The organism is Desulfonatronum parangueonense, from assembly GCF_054656975.1.
The window spans coordinates 461,263-482,748 of sequence record NZ_BAAHXH010000003.1; the positions used below are offsets into that span (position 1 = coordinate 461,263).

16 protein-coding genes are annotated in these 21,486 nt (G+C 59.1%); 15 read left to right on the top strand and 1 reads right to left on the bottom strand.

The window, feature by feature from the left end:
- Position 1 precedes the first annotated feature (1 nt).
- From cdaA to priA, 5 genes are all read left to right on the top strand, one after another.
- Entirely contained in the window at positions 2 to 733 is a 732-nt protein-coding gene (gene cdaA, locus ACYQ15_RS02570) for a diadenylate cyclase CdaA (RefSeq protein ID WP_459939541.1), read from the top strand.
- 5 nt (positions 734 to 738) lie between these two features.
- Positions 739 to 1,701 carry a CdaR family protein gene (locus tag ACYQ15_RS02575; RefSeq protein ID WP_459935959.1) on the top strand — a complete coding sequence of 321 codons (963 nt, stop codon included), beginning with the start codon at positions 739 to 741 and terminating at the stop codon, positions 1,699 to 1,701.
- A 289-nt stretch (positions 1,702 to 1,990) separates the two neighbouring features.
- Positions 1,991 to 3,343, top strand: a complete 1,353-nt coding sequence (gene glmM, locus ACYQ15_RS02580; RefSeq protein ID WP_459935960.1) for a phosphoglucosamine mutase — start codon at positions 1,991 to 1,993, stop codon at positions 3,341 to 3,343.
- 192 nt (positions 3,344 to 3,535) lie between these two features.
- Entirely contained in the window at positions 3,536 to 4,408 is an 873-nt protein-coding gene (gene galU, locus ACYQ15_RS02585) for a UTP--glucose-1-phosphate uridylyltransferase GalU (RefSeq protein WP_459935961.1), read from the top strand.
- A gap of 204 nt (positions 4,409 to 4,612) precedes the next feature.
- A complete protein-coding gene (gene priA, locus ACYQ15_RS02590; RefSeq protein ID WP_459935962.1) occupies positions 4,613 to 7,051 on the top strand; it encodes a replication restart helicase PriA in 2,439 nt (812 codons plus the stop codon).
- Between the two features lie 596 nt (positions 7,052 to 7,647).
- Here the strand turns inward: priA and ACYQ15_RS02595 are convergent.
- Positions 7,648 to 8,373 carry a Smr/MutS family protein gene (locus tag ACYQ15_RS02595; protein WP_459935963.1) on the bottom strand — a complete coding sequence of 242 codons (726 nt, stop codon included), beginning with the start codon at positions 8,371 to 8,373 and terminating at the stop codon, positions 7,648 to 7,650.
- Positions 8,374 to 8,929: 556 nt separating this feature from the next.
- Between ACYQ15_RS02595 and rsmD the strand changes: the two genes are divergently transcribed.
- The 10 genes from rsmD (at position 8,930) to recQ (ending at position 21,452) form a co-directional block, all read left to right on the top strand.
- Positions 8,930 to 9,598, top strand: coding sequence for a 16S rRNA (guanine(966)-N(2))-methyltransferase RsmD (rsmD, locus tag ACYQ15_RS02600; RefSeq protein WP_459935964.1), 669 nt, complete (start codon positions 8,930 to 8,932; stop codon positions 9,596 to 9,598).
- Positions 9,538 to 10,047, top strand: coding sequence for a pantetheine-phosphate adenylyltransferase (gene coaD / locus ACYQ15_RS02605; protein WP_459935965.1), 510 nt, complete (start codon positions 9,538 to 9,540; stop codon positions 10,045 to 10,047). The genes rsmD and coaD overlap by 61 nt, the downstream gene beginning before the upstream one ends.
- 7 nt (positions 10,048 to 10,054) lie before the next feature.
- Positions 10,055 to 11,008 carry a tRNA (adenosine(37)-N6)-dimethylallyltransferase MiaA gene (miaA, locus tag ACYQ15_RS02610; protein WP_459935966.1) on the top strand — a complete coding sequence of 318 codons (954 nt, stop codon included), beginning with the start codon at positions 10,055 to 10,057 and terminating at the stop codon, positions 11,006 to 11,008.
- 55 nt (positions 11,009 to 11,063) lie between these two features.
- On the top strand, positions 11,064 to 11,951 hold the full coding sequence (locus ACYQ15_RS02615; protein ID WP_459935967.1) for a hypothetical protein: 888 nt from the start codon (positions 11,064 to 11,066) through the stop codon (positions 11,949 to 11,951).
- 272 nt (positions 11,952 to 12,223) lie between these two features.
- Entirely contained in the window at positions 12,224 to 12,337 is a 114-nt protein-coding gene (locus ACYQ15_RS02620) for an RCKP-type rubredoxin-like domain-containing protein (RefSeq protein WP_459935968.1), read from the top strand.
- A gap of 35 nt (positions 12,338 to 12,372) precedes the next feature.
- Positions 12,373 to 13,998: an ASKHA domain-containing protein gene (locus ACYQ15_RS02625; RefSeq protein WP_459935969.1), complete on the top strand. Its 1,626-nt coding sequence runs from the start codon at positions 12,373 to 12,375 to the stop codon at positions 13,996 to 13,998.
- Positions 13,991 to 15,280: a small ribosomal subunit Rsm22 family protein gene (locus ACYQ15_RS02630; protein ID WP_459935970.1), complete on the top strand. Its 1,290-nt coding sequence runs from the start codon at positions 13,991 to 13,993 to the stop codon at positions 15,278 to 15,280. Before ACYQ15_RS02625 ends, ACYQ15_RS02630 begins: the two co-directional genes overlap by 8 nt.
- A 315-nt stretch (positions 15,281 to 15,595) precedes the next feature.
- Complete coding sequence (locus ACYQ15_RS02635) at positions 15,596 to 16,036, top strand: response regulator (RefSeq protein ID WP_459935971.1); 441 nt, start codon at positions 15,596 to 15,598, stop codon at positions 16,034 to 16,036.
- Between the two features lie 349 nt (positions 16,037 to 16,385).
- Positions 16,386 to 18,536, top strand: coding sequence for a Tex family protein (locus ACYQ15_RS02640; RefSeq protein WP_459935972.1), 2,151 nt, complete (start codon positions 16,386 to 16,388; stop codon positions 18,534 to 18,536).
- A 33-nt stretch (positions 18,537 to 18,569) separates the two neighbouring features.
- Positions 18,570 to 21,452 carry a DNA helicase RecQ gene (gene recQ, locus ACYQ15_RS02645; RefSeq protein ID WP_459935973.1) on the top strand — a complete coding sequence of 961 codons (2,883 nt, stop codon included), beginning with the start codon at positions 18,570 to 18,572 and terminating at the stop codon, positions 21,450 to 21,452.
- Positions 21,453 to 21,486 lie beyond the last annotated feature (34 nt).

A 21,486-nucleotide genomic window follows, 5' to 3' on the forward strand; every position in this document is an offset into this window, starting at 1 on the left:
AATGCAGTTCGGCTTGCGGGAAATGGTGGACATCGGTCTGGTGACCTTTGCCTTTTACCGGCTGATTCTTCTGGTGAAGGGGACACGTGCCGTATCGATCATCTACGGGTTGATATTGATCCTGGTGGTTTACTACCTGTCCGGGGAATTCGGCCTGCTGACCCTGAACTGGCTGCTGGCCAACTTTCTGGGCTCCCTGTTCCTGGTCATCATCATTTTTTTTCAACAGGACATTCGCAGAGCCCTATCCGAGCTGGGCGCCGGCAGTCTTTGGAGGCGGCGCAACGTGTCCGATCGCCTGGTGAACGAAGTGGTCTATGCAGCGTTGAACATGGCCAAGTCGCGAATCGGTGCGCTGATTGTCTTTGAGCGGGCCATTCCTCTGGGGGACATCATTGCCCGCGGAGTGGAAATCAAGGCCGGCATGTCCCGTGAGCTGCTGGTGACGATCTTTACTCCGGGCACGCCGCTCCATGACGGGGCCGTGGTGGTCCGGGACGGCCAGGTCGAAGCCGCGGGATGCATTCTGCCTTTGTCGTCCGGAGTCGAACGCTCCACCAAACTGGGAACGCGGCACCGGGCCGCCATCGGCGTGGGCGAGGAGTCCGATGCCGTGGCCCTGGTGGTATCCGAGGAGCGGGGGATCATTTCTCTGGCCCAGGGAGGCGTGCTGTCGGAAAACCTGAATGAAGAACAGCTCAAGGACGCCTTGCGCAACGCATTGGAGAAGTAAGGAGCATGCGCACGAATTGGCAGTATCTGGTTCTGGCCTTTGCACTGGCCCTCTTTTCCTGGCACCTGGTTTCCGGACGTGAAAAGGTGGATACCTGGATTCAGGTCCCCGTGGAAATGGTGAACATGCCTCAGGGCTATGTCGTTCGCCAAGGCATGGTTCATCGAATCGAGGTTCGGGTCCGGGGACCGAGGCCGATGCTCCGCACCATTGATATGCGCAATGTCTTTTATCCCCTTGATCTCGCGGAATTGCAGCCCGGACTGAACCAGCTGGAATTTGAAACGCGCAACATCAGCATGTCCCGGGCCATTGAGGTGGTCGAAATTTCGCCATCCCGGGTTGAGTTGCTGGTTGATCGGTTGATAACCAAAACCGTGCCGGTCATCAAACAGGTGGAAACGGATTTGCATGATGATCACGAACTCAAAAGCGCTGTCCTTCGTCCGCCGACCGTCGCTCTGCGAGGCCCTCAGGTCAAGATCGAGGAAGTCGACGAGATTCTAACCCAACCGGTGACGGTGGAGGATGATCGTCCTGGAAAACTGGAAGTGACCGTTGGTCTGATTCTGCCGCCGGAGGTCGAGGCGACTCCCTCCAGGGTCACCCTGCAGCTTGATTTTGGAGAGAAAACCACGGATATTTCACTGGAACGCGAGGTTCTTGTCGCGCAACCAGCCGGAATGACGGTCATGGTGGAGCCGGCAAGGGTTCGCCTCAACCTCCGAGCGCCCATTACCATGGTTCGTGATGAAAAGCTTGTCGACAGTGTCTGGGTCACCACAAGTCCTTTGGGGGACCTTGCGTCGGGAGAGCATGAGGTCAGCTACCGGGTCGAACTGCCTCCCGGGGTAGTCCTGCTGCAAAAAGAGCCTGAAAACGTGCGCGTTCAAATCGAACAGATCGCCGCCGTGCCGGACCCTGCTGATCCTATTGCTCCGTCGTCGCCGCAAAACGGGCTCATTTGAAACTTGAATTGTAACTATTCAGTTGTGTTCCGGCTTGTCTCGATTTTTTGGCCTCGCAACTCCTTCGCCGACTTTGTAACATCGAACCATTGCTCGAATAAACATCCATTGGCGCTTCAGGTGTTTGGCAATGGTTTCGATGAACGAATCCTGGCTCAGTCAGACAGGCGAGGCCCAAAAATCGAGACAAGCCGGAACAATCCAAATTTGTTATAAAAGTGCTCAGTACTTACTTTGAAATGATGTAACGTCGATTCCCTGATGGGAGAATCGGCTCATAAGGAATCATATGCGTAAAGGTCTCTTTGGAACGGATGGAATGCGGGGGCAGGTGAACATTTTTCCGATGCTTCCTGAGATTGCGTTGCGTCTTGGTCTGGCCGTGGGGCAGACCATGCGCAATGGTTCAAAACGACACCGGGTGGTGGTCGGCAAGGATACGCGCCTATCCGGTTATGTCTTTGAAACGGCCCTGACCTCGGGCTTTTGCGCTTCCGGAATGGACGTTTATCTGGTCGGTCCCATGCCCACCCCGGCCATTTCCTTTCTGACCCGGAACATGCGCGCCGATGTGGGGGTGGTCATCTCCGCGTCCCACAATCCATTCATGGACAACGGAATCAAGCTGTTCGACCGCTATGGCTTCAAGCTGGCCGACGACATGGAAGACCGGATTTCGGAAATGATCCTCTCGCCGGACACGGATTGGGATTATCCGCAACCGGAATCCGTGGGCAAGGCGTTCCGGATCCAGGACAGTCTGGGACGGTATCTGGTCTTCCTGAAGAACACCATTCCTTCGACCATGACCTTTGATGGCATGAAGGTTGTCCTGGATTGCGCCAACGGTGCAACATACAAGGTGGCGCCACTGCTTTTTGAAGAACTTGGCGCCAAGGTGGAGGAGGTCGGAACGGAGCCGGACGGCTTGAACATCAATCGCAAGTGCGGTTCGCTTTATCCGGAACTGATGGCCCACCATGTCCTGGAAACCGGAGCGGATATCGGGCTGGCCCTGGACGGGGACGGCGATCGGTTGATCGTCACGGATGAGCGGGGCAAGATCCTGGATGGCGATCAGATCATGGCCATTTGCGCCCGGGACATGATCGACAACGCCACGTTGCCCGGCAATACCCTCGTGGCCACGGTAATGAGCAACATGTCCCTGGAAATATTCATGCAGGAAAATTCCGGCAGGTTGTTGCGCACCCCCGTGGGGGATCGTTATGTCGTGGAGGCCATGCGCAAGGAGGGAGCCCTGTTCGGCGGCGAGCAATCCGGCCATTTGATCTTTTTGAACCATTGCACCACCGGAGACGGCATTTTGGCCGCACTGCAACTGATGCGGATCATGCAGGAAACAGGGAAACCGCTTTCCGAACTGGCAGCCCTGCTGACTCCCTTTCCGCAGGTGCTTGTGAATGTCCATGTCGAACGCAAGATTCCCTTCGACCAGTCGCCGGAGGTGGTGCGCGTGGTTTCCATGGCCGAGCAGAAGCTCGGAACACGGGGCAGAGTGCTGCTCCGATATTCGGGAACCGAACCGGTGGCCCGGGTGATGGTGGAAGGAGAGGAGCCGGAAATGGTCCAACAACTGGCGGATGAAATTGTCGACGTGCTGCGAACCCATCTGCGATAGACTGTTCTCGGGATTGGGTATATGCTCTTCTTCAAGTGCCAGGATGTTCTTTACATTTTGATGATAAATCTGGTTATTTCAGGAGAGAATGCCGAAGGAACTGTCGATTTTTGAGGACATGCAAACCGGAATGGCAATTTTTCGGTGCGAAAAGTCAGACGGCCATCGCTCAAAACAAAGGAGATTGCTCCGATGCAAATCAGAAAAGTGGTTATTCCCGTGGCTGGTTGGGGAACCAGGTCATTGCCGGCAACCAAGAATATTCCCAAGGAAATGCTGCCGGTATTCAAAAAACCCACGGTGCAATACATTGTCGAAGAAGCGATGTACTCCGGCCTGACAGACGTGGTTTTCGTGAACAACTCCAACAAGAAAATCATTGAAGATCATTTCGACTACAACTGGGCACTTGAGGATCTGCTGCAACGTACCGGAAAAACAGCTCTTCTGGAAGAAGTACGCAACGTAGCCGAGATGGTGAACATTATCTCGGTGCGCCAAAAAAGACAGCTCGGACTCGGCCACGCCGTGCTTTGCGCCAAAGAGGTCATCAAACAGGAACCCTTTGCCGTGATGCTGGGCGACGACTTGATGTTCAGCATGGAACCGGGGATCAAGCAGCTGATGGATGTCGCCCTTTCGGAAAACATGTCCGTGGTCGGCGTTGTCGAGGTCGGCGCTGACAAGGTGAGCAGTTACGGCATCATTCAGGGTGAAGAGTTCGCGCCGGGTATTTTCCGGGTCCGTTCCCTGGTGGAAAAACCGGAACAGGGGCAGGCGCCGTCGCGCATGGCCGTGGTCGGACGCTATGTCCTGATGCCGGAAATTTTTCAATACCTCGAAGGCACCTCCCCGGGTCACGGAGGTGAAATCCAGATTACCGACGCATTGATCACCTTGGCGCGCAAGAATCGCCTTCTGGCTGTGAAAATGCGCGGAATGCGATTCGATGTCGGCGACTGGAGCGATTATCTTACGGCGAACATCTATTTTGCCCTGCAGGATGAAACGCTTCGCGACGAGCTGGTCTTCAAATTGAAAGGCCTGCTTTCCTGCCCCAGTTGAACAGGTACCTCACGGCCGGCAATGCATTCATCATTCAGAGCCGGCTGCACCCCATGCGGTGCAGCCGGCTCACGTATTTGGCGACATGGGCTCGCCCTTTCGGCGTGAATCAGCCGATATGATGGCACAACGATTCAGCATGTCTCACTTTTCTATTCATGTCCGCATCAGGCCTGGTATCGGGGGGATGGGGTGGACCGCCATGTGCGTGGACCCGCGAAACCGGCGGTGCGCAGCATGACTGTGGCCTGGAATGTGGCCTTGTGCAGCCCTCCGTATCGCACCTTCAGCTACGGGACCCCGGAGTATTTGCCGGAGAACGCATGGGCCGCGGGGCAGCGGGTCATGGTTCCGGTGAGCGGCTCCATACGGATGGGCGTGATCGTCGGGCGACAGGATGCAGAACTCCAAGTCGAACGAAAACTGAAACCCTTGGCATGGCCTCTGGATCAGGAATTGCTGCTGAGCAAGGATGTTCTGGAACTGGTTCGCCATCTGGCCAAACGTCAGATGGCGCCGGAGGGGCTGGTGCTGTCGTCGGTCCTGCCCAAGGCCCTTCGCGCCGGCGCGGTACAATTTGCCCTTCGGGAAGGGGAAGTGGTTCGCAAAATCCGTCTGGATCGCATATTGCGGGCGTCGTCTTCGGAGCTTTTAATGTACGGTCAGGCCTGGCTGAACGGCCTGCTGACGCCGGTGATCGCGGATCGTGCCGACAAACGGAACGCAACATATGTTCTCTTGCGGGATCCGCCCTGGGATCTGCGGCCGGGAGCAAAACGTCAACTGGCTGTGCTGGAGTACCTTTTCACCCACGGCAGTGCCTCGCGAAAGCGGATAGCCCAGGCGTGGCAGATGGATGCGGCAGCGTCGGAAAGCCGCAATCCGGAACGCGTATTGGCGGATCTGGTCCGCAAGGGATTGATCCAGGAATCACCCGGATTTGACGTGCCGGAAGCGATTCTGCCCGCACAACCGCAACCCCGGGAGTGCGCAGGAACCTCCACGATTGAACATGCGTTTACCACCGAGCAGACGGCTGCGTTTACCGCGCTCCAGGCTGACCTGGAGCAATCGGTGCGTCACGGCAACGGACTGGTGCGGCTGGTGCACGGGATTACGGGCAGCGGCAAGACCTTGCTCTATCTGCGCCTGGCTCGGGCCGCTCTGGCCATGGGCAAAAGTGTGCTGCTACTCGCGCCGGAGGTGGCCCTTTCGGCGCAGCTCTGGACCGAGGTTTCGCGAAATTTCCCGGAGGTTCCGAAGCACTGGTACCACGGCTATTTCAATCCCGGATTGAAACTGGCGATATTCAGATCCGTGCGGCAACAGGCGACGCCCAGAATTGTGGTCGGCACGCGTTCCGCGCTGTTTTTGCCCTTTGCCGATCTGGGCCTGATCATCCTGGATGAGGAGCATGACGCCTCATACAAGCAGGACGAAGGGTTCATGTATCAGGCCAAGGAAGTGGCCTACTTCCGGATCAATCAGCACGGCGGGCTGATGCTGCTGGGATCGGCCACGCCGGATGTGAAGACGTTTTATGCGGCAGATCAGGGCGAGATCGCCCGGGTTACGCTGCGCAAACGGATCAGCCGATGTCGATTGCCGGAAATCGGTCTCGTGGACATGCGCCGCGAATCACGCTCCGACCCCCTTTCCGTGATCTGCCGCTCGGAACTGGAAGGCGTTTTGGAACGGAAGGAACAGGCCATGTTTCTGCTCAACCGCAGGGGATTCGCTCCGCTGGTCTCCTGTCTGGATTGCGGCACGGCCCCCAAATGTCCGCGCTGTGAAGTGGGATTGACCTATCACAAAGGGTGGGAACGGCTGCTGTGCCACTACTGCGGCTACACTCATTTGTTCCCCTGCAAGTGCGCCCAGTGCGGCGGCACCCGATTCCTGCCCATGGGCGAGGGCACTGAAGGGCTGGAAGAATATCTGGGCAACATGGTCGCTTCGAGCCGGGCCATCGTGCGCCTGGACAGGGACAGCACCCGGCGCAAGGGCAGGATGGAATCCATCCTGGAGACCTTTGCCCAGGGGCGGGCCCAGATCATGGTCGGCACGCAGATGCTCAGCAAGGGCCATCATTTTCCCAACGTGACGCTGGTCGTGGCCGTGGACGGGGATGTCGGGCTGAATCTTCCGGATTACCGGGCCGCGGAAAAGACATTTCAGCTTCTGGTGCAACTGGCCGGTCGGGCCGGGAGGGGGGAGAGGCCGGGCAGAGTGCTGATCCAGACCCGCAATCCGGAGCATCCCTGCTGGGAACATATCCGCACCGGCAATTATGAAGCTTTTTTCGCGCAAGAGCTGGAACGGCGCCGGAAGTTCGCGTATCCGCCGTTTGTGAAGCTGGCCATGATCAGGTTGAGCTATCCTCGGGAATGGGAGCGGGGGGCGGACGTGATTACCAAGGCCGGTGAGCATCTGCTCCGGGAGGGCTCCAGGCTGGGCCTGCGGGTGCTGGGGCCCGCGCCCGCGCCGCTGAGTCTGCTCAATGGCCGCAAACGCTTTCAATGCCTGGTCAAGGCAATGTCCTGGCTGGAACTGCGAGATGTCTACTCCTCCCTGCAGAGCGTCCTGCCGCGATCATCCCCGTTCCGTTCCAGCCTGGATCTGGATCCCGTGAACATGCTGTGATTGTAACTGTCCAGCAAAATACTTTTTTCCAAATCAGCATCGGAACGGAATCGGGGTCGGGATCGGAATCGCAATCGGCGTCGGAGTCGGAATCGGGGTCGAATCGGAAGCGAAGAGGCTTGGGGTCCATCCCAGTTTTTTCGAAACCGATTCCGACCCCGACCCCGACGTCGATAACGGAAATGAAACGATGAACGTGTCCTGGCTCAGTCAGACGTGCGAGACCGGAAACGCAAGACAAGCCGGGACCAACACCCTGACGGTAACTATTCAGCACATACTCTGTGGTCACTCAACAGAGCTGGATTCCGGCTTTCGCCGGAATGACGTATCACACCAAGTCCTTTCCAAGTTAAGTCATACCGGCGAAGGCCGATATCCAGTCCGATTATTCTCGAATGAGCTCAGTAGTTAGGGAGATGGAAAATACTAATTTACCGTTTTTGACTGGATGAGGATATCGTACAGTGAGAGTTTTAAGGAGCGCTGCAACCGTTGTTTAAGGACCGAGATTGGTTGAATTAAAACACCGTAACGGTAATTTAGCATATTCCAACTCCCTTACCCCTGACGTACATCTGAATTTGCGGAAGTGATCATTCCATGGAAGCCGGCAGATCCCAGCGCACCTTGCCTTGAGTCTTTTTGTGCTTGCGGAGCAGGATGTACAGGGCTCCGGCTCCGCCATGCCGCGGCTGCGCGGTGCAGAAGGCAAGAACGACCCGGCGCAGGGGGTCGCGGGTCAACCAGAGGGGCAGTTCTTCGCGGATCAGGGCCAGGCCGCCCGGCGAGTTCTTGCCGCGTCCGGGAATCAGCAGCACGCAGCGCCGCCCAAGGTGGTACTGGGTGCGCAGGAAGTCGTAGGCCGCGTCCCTGGCCTGGGCGGCGTTCAGGCCGTGCATGTCAAGATGGGCTTCAACACTGAATTGCCCCGCCTTGAGCTTTCCAAGAATCTTTTTGTCCAGGTCCTGGATGTAGCCGTGCATGTATTCTTCAGAGTATGAAAGCTCGAAGTCCACATTTCCCTGAACCAGATTGCGCAGGTAATCGGCCACCCAGATATCTTCATCGCCGATGTTCTGCTCTTTAGCCGCCGGCAAAGTCGGCTGGGAGTTTATTGCGGTAACTTGCCGGCCTTTTGCGGCGCCGCTGATGGGCGAAACCCCGGTCATGGCCTGGGTGAAGAGGTCATCGTCATCCTTGGGTCGCGGCGATTCCGATTTCGCGGTGGACGCTTGTTTCAGTACAGGACGTTTGACCTTCTCCTTTTTGGGAAACTTCTTTTTGAGGGCCTGAAGGTCTTCAAGGGAATTGAATTTCATGGCGTAAACCGGCCTGGATCTGGTGTGCTTGATTCGATTTCTTGGAGGGGGTAGGAAGCGAAAAGCTTGTGGGTGGCAGTATCGGAACATATATCGCCACGCCCCTATTGGCAAGAACGCAGGAAACCCGATGGCTCGTGTTTCTTCACCCTCAAGTCGCCATCGCAAACAAGTCGAAATCGCAATCGATATCGAAATCGAAATGTTTTTCGTTACTCAGCTCATCCGAGAATAATTTCGGACTGGATACAGGCCTGCGCCGGCATGACTGACTTGAAATGACATGATACGCCATGTCATTGCGGCGAAAGCCGGAATCCAGTGCTGAGGAGGGCAATGCGCCGTGTGTGCTGAATAGTTACTGATTTTCGAGCTATTCATTTTCAACCGTGCCGATTGGATCTTGTGATCGCCTGTGCGTGCATGACTGATTCAGGGAGGATGTTTGAGCCTGGATGTGAAGTTGATTCGATTTCGATTTCGATTGGGATTCGGTTGGGATTGGAAGAAAGTTGTTGAAACAGGGTTCTGAATAGGAACTGGCAAGGGATAATTTGTGAGGATTATTGCCGGGCACTGGAAAGGGCGACGGATCAAGACCACTGAAGGGGAAGGCTACCGTCCGGCCATGGGCAGGGTGCGTGAAGCGGTGTTCTCCATGTTGTCCTCGCGTGGGGTGCAGTGGGAGGACGCGAGGGTGCTGGATGTTTTCGCCGGCAGCGGCAGTCTGGGATGGGAAGCCCTGAGCCGAGGGGCACGGGAGGTCTGTTTTATCGAGAGCAATCCCAAGGCCCTGCATCTGCTGCGGGAGCAGGCATCCTCCTTTTCGCGTCCTGGACAGATCGTGCGCGTCCTGCCCGGGGATGCCCTGCGCATCCTGGCCGCTCCTCCGAAATCAAGCGATAAAAGAGCATTCCGATATTCCGACGATGGTCCGACAGGCGAGGCGCGACCGGATCAGGGATATGACGTGCTTTTTTTTGATCCGCCCTATGGCCGCGACTTTCTGGGTCAAGCGATTGCCCTTGCCCATGCCAACGGTTGGGTTGCCCCGGAAGCCCTGGTCTGCGTGGAGGTCGAGGCGGACGCAGATGTCACGCAAATAAAACTGCCTGAATACGAATTGGAAACCGATCGACTTTATGGCCAAACCCGGATCATTCTATGGAAAAAAATTATTGCAAGAAACGGATCGCCGTCTATCCCGGCACCTTCGATCCCTTGACCAACGGCCATGTCAGTCTGATTCGACGGGCTTTGGAAGTTTTCGATCAAGTCATTGTCGCGGTGGCGCACGACACGCCGAAAACCCCACTGTTCAATCTGGAAGAACGGCTGGATATGGTGAATACCGTCTTTGCTCCGGAACCGCGGGTCGTGGGCGAAGGGTTTCAAGGATTGTTGGTGGAGTATGCCCGTAATCGCGGCGCCAGCGTCATCCTGCGGGGGCTTCGGGCAACCTCGGATTTTGAGTACGAATTTCAGTTGGCCTTGATGAATCGTCGCCTGGAACGCGGCCTCCAGACCATGTTCCTGATGACCGACTACAAATGGCTGTACATCAGTTCCACGATCATCAAGGAGGCGGCCCGGTTGCATGGCGACGTGCAGGGACTTGTGCCCGATGTGGTCTTGCAGCGGTTGCAGCAAAAGTATGGGACCAGGAAAAACTGACGAATCCGTGCCATCAATACAGACTGAAAGCGATGTCGGGGAAGCGTCCCGAATCATCTGTCTCGTGGGCGCGACCGGGACCGGCAAGACCGCCGGGGCCCTGGCCCTGGCCCGGCATTATCCGGTGACCGTGATCAACGCCGATTCCCGGCAGGTCTACAGGGATGTCCCGATCATTACGGCCCAGCCGGACAATGTTGAGCAGAGCGTATGCCCTCACCGGCTGTACGGGTTTCTGGACATGCGGGAGACCATCTCCGCGGGCCGATTCATGGACGAGGCTCGGCGCGAATTGGCGGCATGCCGGAAGCAGGGGCGTTTGCCCGTGCTGGTGGGAGGTACCGGGCTGTACCTGCGCGCGCTTGGGGGCGGACTGGCGGACATTCCCGATGTTCCTGGTGAAATTCGGGAAGAAGTGCTGCGGTGCTGTGCCGAACAGGGTCCGGAAATCCTGCATGCGCGACTGATGGAAGTGGATCCGGAATATGGCGTCAAGATCCATCCCCGGGACCGGCAGCGAGTATGTCGGGCCTTGGAGGTCCACCAGGCATCAGGTCGACCGTTGTCCTGGTGGCACGCCCACCGCCGGTCCACCCAGGGCCTGGAACTGTTTATTGTCGGTCTGCGCCTGGACCGTCGGGAACTGCACCAACGCCTGGCAATCAGGATCGATCAGATGCTTGAACTCGGTGCGGTCCGGGAGATCGAGCAGGCGTGGCACGGATGTCCGGACCGAGCAGCACCGGGTTTTTCCGGCATTGGTTGCCGGGAACTTCTGGATTACTGTTCCGGAGCGACCACCCTGGACCAGGCCAAAGACCTGTGGCTGTTTCGAACCAGGGCCTATGCCAAGCGGCAGGAGACATGGTTCAATAATATCCCGGAAGTGCAATGGGTGCGGGCCGGGGATGAGCAAGAACTGCTGCGCTGCGTGGCCAGGCAGAAGCTGAACCCGAGCTGAACCGGTTTCAATGATACTTGAATGTGAGGTGCTTAGTTTGCGAAACGATCATGCTATGAATCGGATCTTCATGACGGCCTTGGCGATGGCAGTCCTTTTGCTGGTCAACTCCCCCCTGATTGCCGGTCAGGATGTCCGGATTTTCGTGGAGGCTGACGAGGTCAACCTTGCGGAGCCACGTCCCTCAGCCTTGCGTGAGGCCTTGGCGCAAGGGGTGTTCCAGGAAGCGGAAGCACTCCTCGGGGTCGAACTGAGCGAGTCGAGACGATCGGCCCTGCGGCGGATTCTGGAGCCCCGGGCCCAGGAATATGTCCTGGGCTGGGAGGAACGCGAGTTCCTGCCTACGGAGTGGGGGGCGGTTCTGCACGTGAACGTGCGCGTCCATCGGCAGGCATTGCGCGGCTTTTTGCAGTCCGTGGGCACATACTATACCCAGCACGACACGATCGGGTATCTTCTGGAGGCGCCAGGTCTCGATGCGGGACAGACGGAAATGATCCGGAACCTGGAAATTCTGTCCGGGGTCCGTCAGGACAGGGGCGACAGCTTGATTTTGCGGCTGAACGCCCTTGCGGATGGCACCGTGCAGGGAGTGCTGGACTTCGAGGGGGTGGTCTGGTCCGCCGCTGGACCGGACCTCGCGGATGTCTGGATCGGGCTCTGGTCCAGATATTTCGGCATGGACAGGGTGCGGCGAGCTTTTGAGGAAGACATGATTCTCGACACCCATGGCTGGACCGCGGCCGGGGATGTCCAATCCTTCGATCAGGCCCTGCGCGACTGGGAAATTTCAGTGGACCGGATTGATCTGCTTGGCATCTCCATGCAGCCGGATGGGCTGCTCCAGGCAAGATGGCGGATCGTGACCACGGACCGAGCAGGCATGCAGTCCCGTGTTCGACAATATTTTGATAATCGCGATGTCGCTTTTTCCGTTCAATGATTTACCGAAGCCGGTGAAAGAACCGCAAGGCCGAATAATCAAGACAACCGGTACAGAGATGAGTAGTTAGTTACAACCAGAGTAACTACTCAGCTCATCCAAGAAAAATCGGACTGGATACCGGCCTTCGCCGGTATGACTTAACTTGAAAGGACGTGGCATGATACGTCATTCCGGCGAAAGCCGGAATCCAGCTCTGGCGAGTGACCACAAAGTATGTGCTGAAGTTACCAACCAGACATCATATTCCACCATGAAAGGAGACTGCAACCATGGCTGAATTCATCTGTTCCAGCTGCGGAGAAAAGAAGGAAGGGCGCTGCAAGCCGCAAAAGTGTCCCAAGTGCGGGGAAAAGGGAACCATGGTCAAAGAGGAAAAGAAATGATTCCTCGAAAGCGCAAAGGCATGGTATAGGGGGTGATGGACGAGCCCGTTCGTTTTGTGGATTCCCGGGGCGAGGTTCGTCTGGTGCGGGCGGATCCCCGGCAAACCTTGGCGCATGTCCTCTTTTTGGAGGGGCTTTGGCCGACGCGTCCTTTTTGCGCCGGTCTGGGGCGCTGTGGACATTGCGTCGTCTATTTTGATCATGCCCCACCGGAGCCTTTGCCCGCGGAAACGGCAGCGCTTTCATCCATTGCCCTTTCCCGCGGCGGACGCCTGGCCTGCCGCCGTGTTGCCGAACCCGGGCTGCGGATTGCTTTGCCTTTTTCCTTTCCCGCATCCATAATCGAAACAGAAAAAATTCCCCTGTCCAGGCCCATTCTAGGGTCGTTATCCCTGGCAGTGGATCTGGGCACGACCAGCATTCACTGGCTGGCGGGCGATCAAACCGGCGATCTCGCCGGGGGGCGGGAACTGAATCCCCAACTGGTCGCGGGCAGCGAGGTGATGTCGCGGCTGGCCTTTGCCCTAACTGATCCCGGCAATGCAGGCGTCCTGCGTGATATTGTCCTGCGCCGGCTGCAGGCTCTGGTCAGGGCTTTCCCTGAACCCGTGGAGCGGGCATGCATCGCGGGCAATACGGTGATGACCGCGCTTCTGCTGGATTGGCCTTTGGCGGGTCTGGCATCAGCTCCCTACAGGCTGCCGCACGCGGGGGGAATGTGGACTACGATTTCGCTGCCCGGGGATTCAGACTTGCAGACCTACATCCCTCCGCTTCCGGCGCCGTTTATCGGTGCGGATGTGAGCGCCGGGCTTGCGGCTTTGCATTTCGATCAGGCGTCCCCTCCCGCCTATCCCTGGCTGTTCGCGGATCTCGGCACAAACGGAGAATTCATACTGGCCCTGGGGCCGGAACAGTACCTGGCCGCCAGCGTGCCCATGGGACCGGCTCTGGAGGGAATCGGCATGGCGCGAGGCTCGGCGGCTCTGCCCGGCGTCTGGGTTGATGTGACCCTGACGGCCCGTGGACTCCAGCCCCGGGTCTTGACGGAACCGGCTCCCGTCGCTGGGTCGGCAGCCGTTATTCAGCCGAAGCCGGAGCAAGCCGAGCCCATGGCTGGCCAACGCATTTCCGGAACGGGCTATCTGTCCCTGCTGGCGGCTTTGCGCCGCCTGGGTCTCGTGGACGAGACCGGCGCTTTTGTTGCCGGCCAGAACCCCCTGGCACGGCGTGTCGGCCTTGAATTGAGGCAGGACCAGGGTGAAACCCGATTCATGCTCGGACCGGACGTCTATCTGACGGGACGGGACGTGGAAGAGGTGCTCAAGGTCAAGGCTGCTTTCAACCTGGCGTTCTCCCGGCTGCTCAAGGCGGGGGGGGTCGTCCCTGATGCGTTGCGCGCCGTGTATCTGGCCGGTGCGCTCGGGGATCATATCGATCTGTCCGCCCTGGAGGAACTGGGATTTGTCCCCCTGGGATCACGGCAACGCATCAAGCCCCTGGGGAACACCTCCCTGGCCGGCGCCCGTCTGCTGGCGAATGATCAGCGGGTCCGGGACTGGATCGAGCAGATCGTGCCCCGGATCACGACCCTGAACATCGGGCAGGAAAATAACTTTTTTACGAACTACATTCAAAGGTTGGTCTTTCGATATGTCTGAAAGGATGGACAACATTTCCCGGGGAGCACCCTTTCCGGATCTTTCTCCGCAGGCGCGACAGGCGTTGACGGGGTATGCCGATCTGTTGCGGGACGTTTTCCCGATGAAGGCCGCGCATCGTCGTCAGCTGGCCGAGAATATTCAAGAACTGTCCTCGTTTCTGATCGAAGACCGTACGGAGGTGCTGGGCCGGGACTACCTGCATACGCCCGCGGCTCTGGGAGCGTATCTCTGGTATTTCCTGCCCTGGAACCTGCTGCGTCTGACCCGGCTTCTGGGCGGTCTGGAAACTGACCTTCCCGAGGGTGCGCACATCGTGGACCTCGGGGCCGGCCCCTTGACGTTTGTGCAGGCTCTCGCCCTGGCCAGACCGGATCTGCTGACCAGGGAACTGCATTTTCATTGTCTGGATACGACCCCCAAGCCGATGCGCGAGGGGCGCAAGCTGTACCATGGGCTTTTGCAGGCCCTGGGAGCGGCGGAATCGGCCCGGTGGAAGATTCATCTGGTGCATGCCCCATGGCATGTCGGGCTCAAGGATCTGCCCCGGGCTGAGTTGCTGGTTGCAGCCAACTTCATGAACGAGCTGCCCTGGCATCGCCGGGCGCCGCTCAGCGAACAGGTCAGCCGTTTCTTTCGCGAGGTTTCCGCCAACCTGCGTCTTGACAGCCAGGCGCTGTTCGTGGAACCCGGCAACAGGCTTGGCGGAAAGCTGACGGCCTTGCTGCGGGAAAGCGCTGTCGACGCGGGCTGGAACGTGCTGGGACCCTGCACCCATCCCCAGCCTTGCCCCATGCATGTTCACCGCGAAACCTCCTGGTGTCACTTCACGCTGTCCACCCAGGGATGTCCGCCCTGGCTGGAGGAATTGTCCCGGGAAGCGGAGCTGCGGAAGCGGGATCTCAGTTTGAGCTACGTGCATCTGGCCGGCCCCCAGGGCCGTCGGCCGGATGCCAAGGACGATCTGGCCCGCATCATCAGCGCGGAGTTTCCGGTGCCGGATCGGGAAAAAGGAGCGATGACCGGTCGATATGGCTGCGCTGCCCAGGGCAAGCTGCTGATTCTCTCCGGTCAAGGCGAATCTGGAACCCAATCCGGCGATCTCGTTCCCGTACTTCTCCCCGAAAAACCTCGCCTTGATCCCAAAAGCCAGGCTCTGATCGGCATGCTGCACCCGGAGAAAAGACCTGAAAGAGCAATACGACGTTCCAAAGACGTGAAGAATCCGAAACAAGAGCCGCGCCGGGATGAGACCGGTCGAGGCAAGTTCAGGAAGAAGTAGAGAGAAAGCAAGTGCCCAAAGCAATTCCAGGAATAGCGACTTGCACCCAATCCACCAGCACATGAGGACGAGAGCAGACCTGTTCTCCCGGCTGGTTTACCCTGTTTTGACCGGATCGAAACTCCCTCGCCGGCCTCGTAACATCAAGGCGTTGCGCCGTCATAACAAGAGGCTGTGCTCTGCGCGTTTGGCAAATGCCTTGATGAACGATGCCAGGCTCGGTCAGACAGTCGATCCAGCCAAAACAGGGTAAACCAGCCTCAGCATCTCAGGTTGTCGGCTGAGAACATAATTGCTCTGATATGAGGATGTATTATGCGCACGTTGATTGTTGAGGACAGCCGGAGCATGCAGGAACATCTCAAAGAGATTGTGGCTCCCTATGGCGGAGTTACTCAAGTGCCGGACGGCAGGCAGGCCGTGAACGCTTTCGTGCGGTCCTTGGAAGACAAGAAATTGTACGACCTGATCCTGATGGACATCGAAATGCCGGTCCTGGACGGTCACAAGGCCCTGAGCATGATCCGGCGGCTGGAAGAGCAGCGGCTGGGCGGCATCCGGACCAAAGCCGTCATGGTCTCCAGCCTTTCTGACTACGAGAACATTCTCCAGGCCCAATTTGAAGAACGGGCCGATGCCTACATCACCAAGCCCTTTGAACCGGAAATGCTTCTGGAAACCCTGCGTAACCTCGACCTGATCGACAAGGGACCTTTTCCGGAAGTTTGCGAAGCCCCCCGTCACACAGGGCCGTGATCGCCTTGTCGATGCACAGGCATCCTGGCAGGTGGCTGCCGGAACGCTGTCTTGTTTGAAAATGGCGTTACGCCGTGGGACCACCGCACCGTGATGCTGCAAATGTTATTTGAGAGGTAACTATCCAGCTCCGTTCCGGCTTGTCTCGATTTTTTGACCTCGCAACTCCTTTGCCGGCTTCGTAACATCGAACCATTGCTCGAATAAACATCCATTGGCGCTTCAGGCATTTGGCAATGGTTCGATGAACGAATCCTGGCTCAGTCAGACACGCGATGACAAAAAATCGAGACAAGCCGGAACAATCCAGGTTTATCATAAAAACTGAGTAGTTACTTTAAGAGGAAATATGCTTTCGACTCATGCCGAACAGGTGGCCGCGCAGCTCGGGCTGACAACGCGACAGGTTCAGGCCGTCGCGGACCTGCTCCAGGAAGGTTCCACTGAGGTGTTCATCGCCCGCTACCGCAAGGAAGCCACGGGCTCCCTGGACGAGGTTGTCGTGCGCAAGGTGCGCGACGGGCTGGAGGCGCTGGCCGATCTGGACAAGCGCCGTGCCTCCATGCTGGCCTCCCTGGAGGAACGGGAGCTGTTGTCCGATGCCTTGCGCAGCGCACTGGAGGGAGCCCGGTCCCTGACCGAACTGGAAGATATTTATCTCCCGCATCGGCCCAAGCGTCGCACTCGGGCCATGATGGCCGCGGAGAAGGGGCTGGAGCCCCTGGCCAACCTGATCATGGAACAACGAACAACGGATCCGGTTGCTGCCGCGTCCTCCTTTGTTGATCCCGGCCGGGGCGTGGAAACAACGGATCAGGCCTTGGCCGGAGCCAGGGATATTCTGGCCGAACGCGTTTCCGAGGATGCCGGCGCCAGGGCCGCGATGCGCGAGCTGTTCATGACCAGAGCCCGGCTTTGCTCCCGCCCGGCCAGGGGAGCGTCCAAGGTCGATCCGGCCTTGGCGGCCAAGTTTCGCGATTGGAACGATTGGGAAGAAGCCGCGGAGCGCGCTCCTGGTCACCGCGTTCTGGCTTTGTTCCGCGGGGAGCGGGAAGGTGTGCTTTCGGTGGAGGTCCGGCCGGACGAGACTGTCGCCCTAGCTGGGCTGGAGCGTCGTTTCGTGCGCGGGCGGGGAGCGTGCGCGCAACAGGTGAGTCTGGCTGTTCAGGACGGCTACCGACGCCTGCTCGCACCCTCCATGGAAAATGAACTGCGGACAAAACTCAAGGAGCGGGCCGATACGGAGGCCATTGCCGTATTTTCAGCCAACCTGCGGGAGCTGCTTCTGGCCCCGCCCCTGGGAAGCAAGCGGATCATGGCCCTCGACCCCGGATTTCGAACCGGAGCCAAACTGGTCTGCCTGGACGAGCAGGGTGGTCTGCTGCATCACGAAACCGTCTTCGTGGTCGGGTCGGAACGCCAGGCAGCGGAATCAGCGCGGCGCATCCGGGAGTTGGTGGCTCGCTTCGCCATCCAGGCCGTGGCCGTGGGCAACGGTACGGCTGGGCGGGAAACCGAGGCTTTTGTCCGCTCCCTGGGGTTGCCGGGCGTGTTCGTGGTCATGGTCAACGAATCCGGAGCTTCGGTGTATTCCGGCTCGGACGTTGCCCGGGAGGAATTTCCTGATCTGGACCTGACCGTGCGCGGGGCCGTGTCCATCGGGCGGCGATTGATGGATCCCCTGGCGGAGCTGGTCAAGATCGATCCCAAGGCCATCGGCGTGGGCCAATACCAGCATGACGTGGATCAGGCGGCGTTGAAGCGGGCCCTGGACGATACCGTGATCAGCTGCGTGAACGCGGTGGGCGTTGAGCTGAACACGGCCAGCGCCGCCCTGTTGTCCTTTGTCTCCGGGCTTGGGCCGTCTCTGGCCAGGAACATCGTCGCCTGGAGGGATGAGAACGGGGCGTTTGGTTCCCGGCGGGACCTGCTCCGGGTGAAGCGGCTGGGGCCCAAGGCCTTTGAACAGGCAGCCGGTTTTCTGCGCATCCGGGACGCGAAAAATCCTTTGGACGCCTCGGGCATCCATCCGGAACGGTATGCTCTGGTGGAGCGAATGGCCCGGGACATGGGCGCCGGGGTGAGCGAACTGATACAGGATGCGCGGATCAGGGCGGGTATTGATCCGCATCGCTATCTCTCCGAAGAGGTGGGGTTGCCCACGCTGACCGACATTCTGGCCGAGCTGGACCGTCCGGGGCGCGACCCTCGGCCGGCCTTCGAGCATTTTGCCTTTGCCGAGGGGCTGCATCGTCCTGAAGATCTTTCTCCGGGCATGATCCTGCCGGGCATCGTGACCAATGTGACCCGGTTCGGGGCCTTCGTGGACGTGGGCGTGCATCAGGACGGGCTGGTCCATGTCAGCCAGATGGCGGACCGCTTTGTCCGCGATCCCGCGGAGGTGGTCCGTCCAGGGCAGCACGTCCGGGCCCGGGTTCTGGAGGTGGACCTGGAGCGCCGCCGGATTTCCCTTTCTCTGAAGATGGTTGATCAATCGTAACCCTTCGCTTCAACACAAGACCATGACAATCAGATGAGCGAGAATCCCGTCTACACCATCGGCTATGGCTCCCGGTCCTTGGCGGATTTGCTGGAACTGTTGCGCAAACAGCGGATCGAGTATCTTCTGGATGTCCGCTCCAGGCCGTACTCCAAAGGACGGCCCGAGTTCTCCAAGGCCGGCCTGGAAGAGCGGGTGAAAACCGGCGGTATCCGGTATCTGTTCATGGGCGACGCCCTTGGAGGGATGGCGGATGATCAAGCGGCGGGAGTTTCCGCTCGGGAACGTCCGGAATTCCGGCAAGGCATTGCGCGGCTTTGCAAGGCCCATCAGCAGCAACTGCGGGTGGCGCTTTTTTGCGGCGAGGCCAAGCCGGAACTGTGCCACCGTACCGTGCTGATTGGAGCGGCTTTGGCGGAACTGGACATTCCGGTGCAGCACATCGACGAGAACGGCGTCCTGGTTTCCCAGGAGCAGGTCATGCGTCGCCTGTCCGTATCCCGCGAACAGGGGCAGTTCGGGGGACTGGGGCAGGAGCATGCCGGGGGACAGCTCCCCGAGGATGATTTCGATGCTGCAGGCATGCCGGATCTGGACGTCCCGCCTCCTTCGGATGCGGACATGCCCATGGATGTGATGCGGGACGAATCCGACGGAGATTTTGGGCAGTCGGGATGGTCCGGATCGGAAGGGCAGGCCGGTCCGGTTTCGGATCCGCAGCGCCCTGTTCTGGATTTGAGCCGGTTTCGGAATTCGGATCCGCGAACTGTCCTGAAGCAGGTCTTTGGCTACGAAGACTTCCGCCCGTTGCAGGCCGAGGTCATTGCCTCGGTTCTGGCCAAGGAGGATGCCCTGGCCATCATGCCCACGGGCAGCGGCAAGTCCCTGTGCTTTCAACTTCCCGCGCTGCTTTTTCCCGGGCTGACCGTGGTGGTGTCGCCCCTGATCGCCCTGATGGAAGACCAGGTGATGCAGGCCCGGGAACTCGGCATACCAGCGGCATTTCTGAACAGCACGGTACCAATCCAGGAGTATCAGACGATCATGGCCGATGTGCGGGCTGGTGGCATCAAGCTGCTGTACGCGGCCCCCGAGACCTTGCTCCAGCCGGTCATCCTGCAACTGCTGGAGAGCGTGGCCGTGGATTGTCTGACCATCGACGAAGCCCACTGCATTTCCGAGTGGGGCCATGATTTTCGCCCGGAATACCGCCGGCTGGTGGACGTGCGCCGCCGTCTGCCCAAAGCGGTCTGCCTTGCGGTTACGGCCACCGCCACGGAACTGGTGCGCAAGGACATCAAGACCACCCTGGGCATCGACGACGCCCATCAGTATCTGGCCAGTTTCAACCGGGAGAACCTTTACCTGGAGGTTGTCCCCAAGACCGACGCTATGGGCCAGTTGCTGGCCTTTCTTGAGGGTCGCCGGGACCAGTCCGGGATCATCTACTGCGCCACCCGCAAACAGGTGGACGTACTTTGCGAGGTGCTCAGCGCCCGGGGGCTTTTTGCGCTGCCCTATCATGCCGGACTGGACGCTCCGACCCGGATGGGCAATCAGCGCCGGTTCATCCGCGACGATGTCCGGGTCATAGTGGCGACCATCGCTTTCGGCATGGGCATCAACAAGTCGAACATCCGGTTCATCCTGCATTATGATCTGCCCAAGAACCTGGAAAGCTACTACCAGCAGGTGGGCCGCGCCGGACGGGACGGCCTGCGTGCGGACTGTCTGTTGCTCTTCACCCACTCCGACGTGCAGACCTATGTCTCCTTCATCAAGAAAATGGACCCGGCGCAGCAGAAACCGGCGCGGCTGCAACTGGAGGCCATGGTCGGGTATGGCGAATCCGCGGTCTGTCGCCGGATCCCCCTGCTGGGCTATTTCAATGAATCCCATCCAGCCACCAACTGCGGGATGTGCGACAACTGCTGCACCGAGCCCAAGGAACTGAGCGACGTCACCGTGGCCGCGCAAAAGTTTCTGTCCTGCGTCAAGCGCACCGGAGAAATGTTCGGCCTGAGCCATATCATCGACGTGCTGCGCGGTTCCAGGTCGGAAAAGGTGCTCAGCCGGCGGCACGACGCCCTGTCCACCTACGGGATCGGTCTGGAGCATTCCAAGAAGCAATGGCAGCATCTGGCCCGGCAGTTCATCCAGCAGGGACTGCTGATCCAGGATATGGAACACGGGGGTCTGCGCCTGGGACAGGAGGCGTACCAGGTCTTCAAGGGGCGTCAGGTCATGGGCGTGCTGCCCGAGCCGGCTGCACCCGCTTTCCCCTCTTCGGGGCCTTCCGCAAGGCACGACCAGGCGTATGACGCGCAGTTGTTCGACCTGTTGCGGGCGCGGCGCAAGGAGCTGGCGGAGAGCGCCAACATCCCGCCGTACATGATTTTTTCGGACCGCACCCTGGTGGAGATGGCCACCGTGTTTCCACAATCGTCCGGCACTTTTGCGGCGATCCACGGGGTGGGCGAAGCCAAGCTGGCTCGGTATGCGGATGAGTTCTTGCCGATCATTCGCGAGTACTGCACGCAACGCGGCATTGTCGAGCAGCCCGCAGTCGCCGCGCCGCCTCCACGACCCAAGCCCGAGGGCCTGGGACCACGTACCCTGGAGGTGCTCGCGCTGTACGAAAGCGGGCAGAGCATTGCCCAGATATGCGCGATGTTCAAAGTCAAGTCCGCCACCATCGTCAACCATTTATGGCAGGCGGTCTTGGCCGGACAGAGCGTGCGTGGAGACGTCCTTGAAGACCAGATCACGCTACCCCAGGATGTCCGGCAACGCGTCCTGGACGCCTTTGCCGAACACGGCCCGGAACGGCTCAGGCCCGTGTTCGATGCGCTCCAGGGAGCCGTAAGCTACGACGATCTGCACCTGATGCGGCTGTATGTGGTGCTGAACAGGTAGGTTCGGGATGCGGGCTGCGCCGGCCTCAACGCGA

Excerpts from the sequence above, each read along its gene's own strand:
- ACYQ15_RS02635 (WP_459935971.1), top strand. The coding sequence starts at position 15,596 with ATGCGCACGTTGATTGTTGAGGACAGCCGGAGCATGCAGGAACATCTC.
- glmM (WP_459935960.1), top strand. The coding sequence starts at position 1,991 with ATGCGTAAAGGTCTCTTTGGAACGGATGGAATGCGGGGGCAGGTGAAC.
- ACYQ15_RS02595 (WP_459935963.1), bottom strand. The coding sequence starts at position 8,373 with ATGAAATTCAATTCCCTTGAAGACCTTCAGGCCCTCAAAAAGAAGTTT.
- ACYQ15_RS02630 (WP_459935970.1), top strand. The coding sequence starts at position 13,991 with ATGTCTGAAAGGATGGACAACATTTCCCGGGGAGCACCCTTTCCGGAT.
- ACYQ15_RS02620 (WP_459935968.1), top strand. The coding sequence starts at position 12,224 with ATGGCTGAATTCATCTGTTCCAGCTGCGGAGAAAAGAAGGAAGGGCGC.
- ACYQ15_RS02640 (WP_459935972.1), top strand. The coding sequence starts at position 16,386 with ATGCTTTCGACTCATGCCGAACAGGTGGCCGCGCAGCTCGGGCTGACA.
- cdaA (WP_459939541.1), top strand. The coding sequence starts at position 2 with ATGCAGTTCGGCTTGCGGGAAATGGTGGACATCGGTCTGGTGACCTTT.
- recQ (WP_459935973.1), top strand. The coding sequence starts at position 18,570 with ATGAGCGAGAATCCCGTCTACACCATCGGCTATGGCTCCCGGTCCTTG.
- galU (WP_459935961.1), top strand. The coding sequence starts at position 3,536 with ATGCAAATCAGAAAAGTGGTTATTCCCGTGGCTGGTTGGGGAACCAGG.
- ACYQ15_RS02615 (WP_459935967.1), top strand. The coding sequence starts at position 11,064 with ATGAATCGGATCTTCATGACGGCCTTGGCGATGGCAGTCCTTTTGCTG.
- ACYQ15_RS02625 (WP_459935969.1), top strand. The coding sequence starts at position 12,373 with ATGGACGAGCCCGTTCGTTTTGTGGATTCCCGGGGCGAGGTTCGTCTG.
- ACYQ15_RS02575 (WP_459935959.1), top strand. The coding sequence starts at position 739 with ATGCGCACGAATTGGCAGTATCTGGTTCTGGCCTTTGCACTGGCCCTC.
- coaD (WP_459935965.1), top strand. The coding sequence starts at position 9,538 with ATGGAAAAAAATTATTGCAAGAAACGGATCGCCGTCTATCCCGGCACC.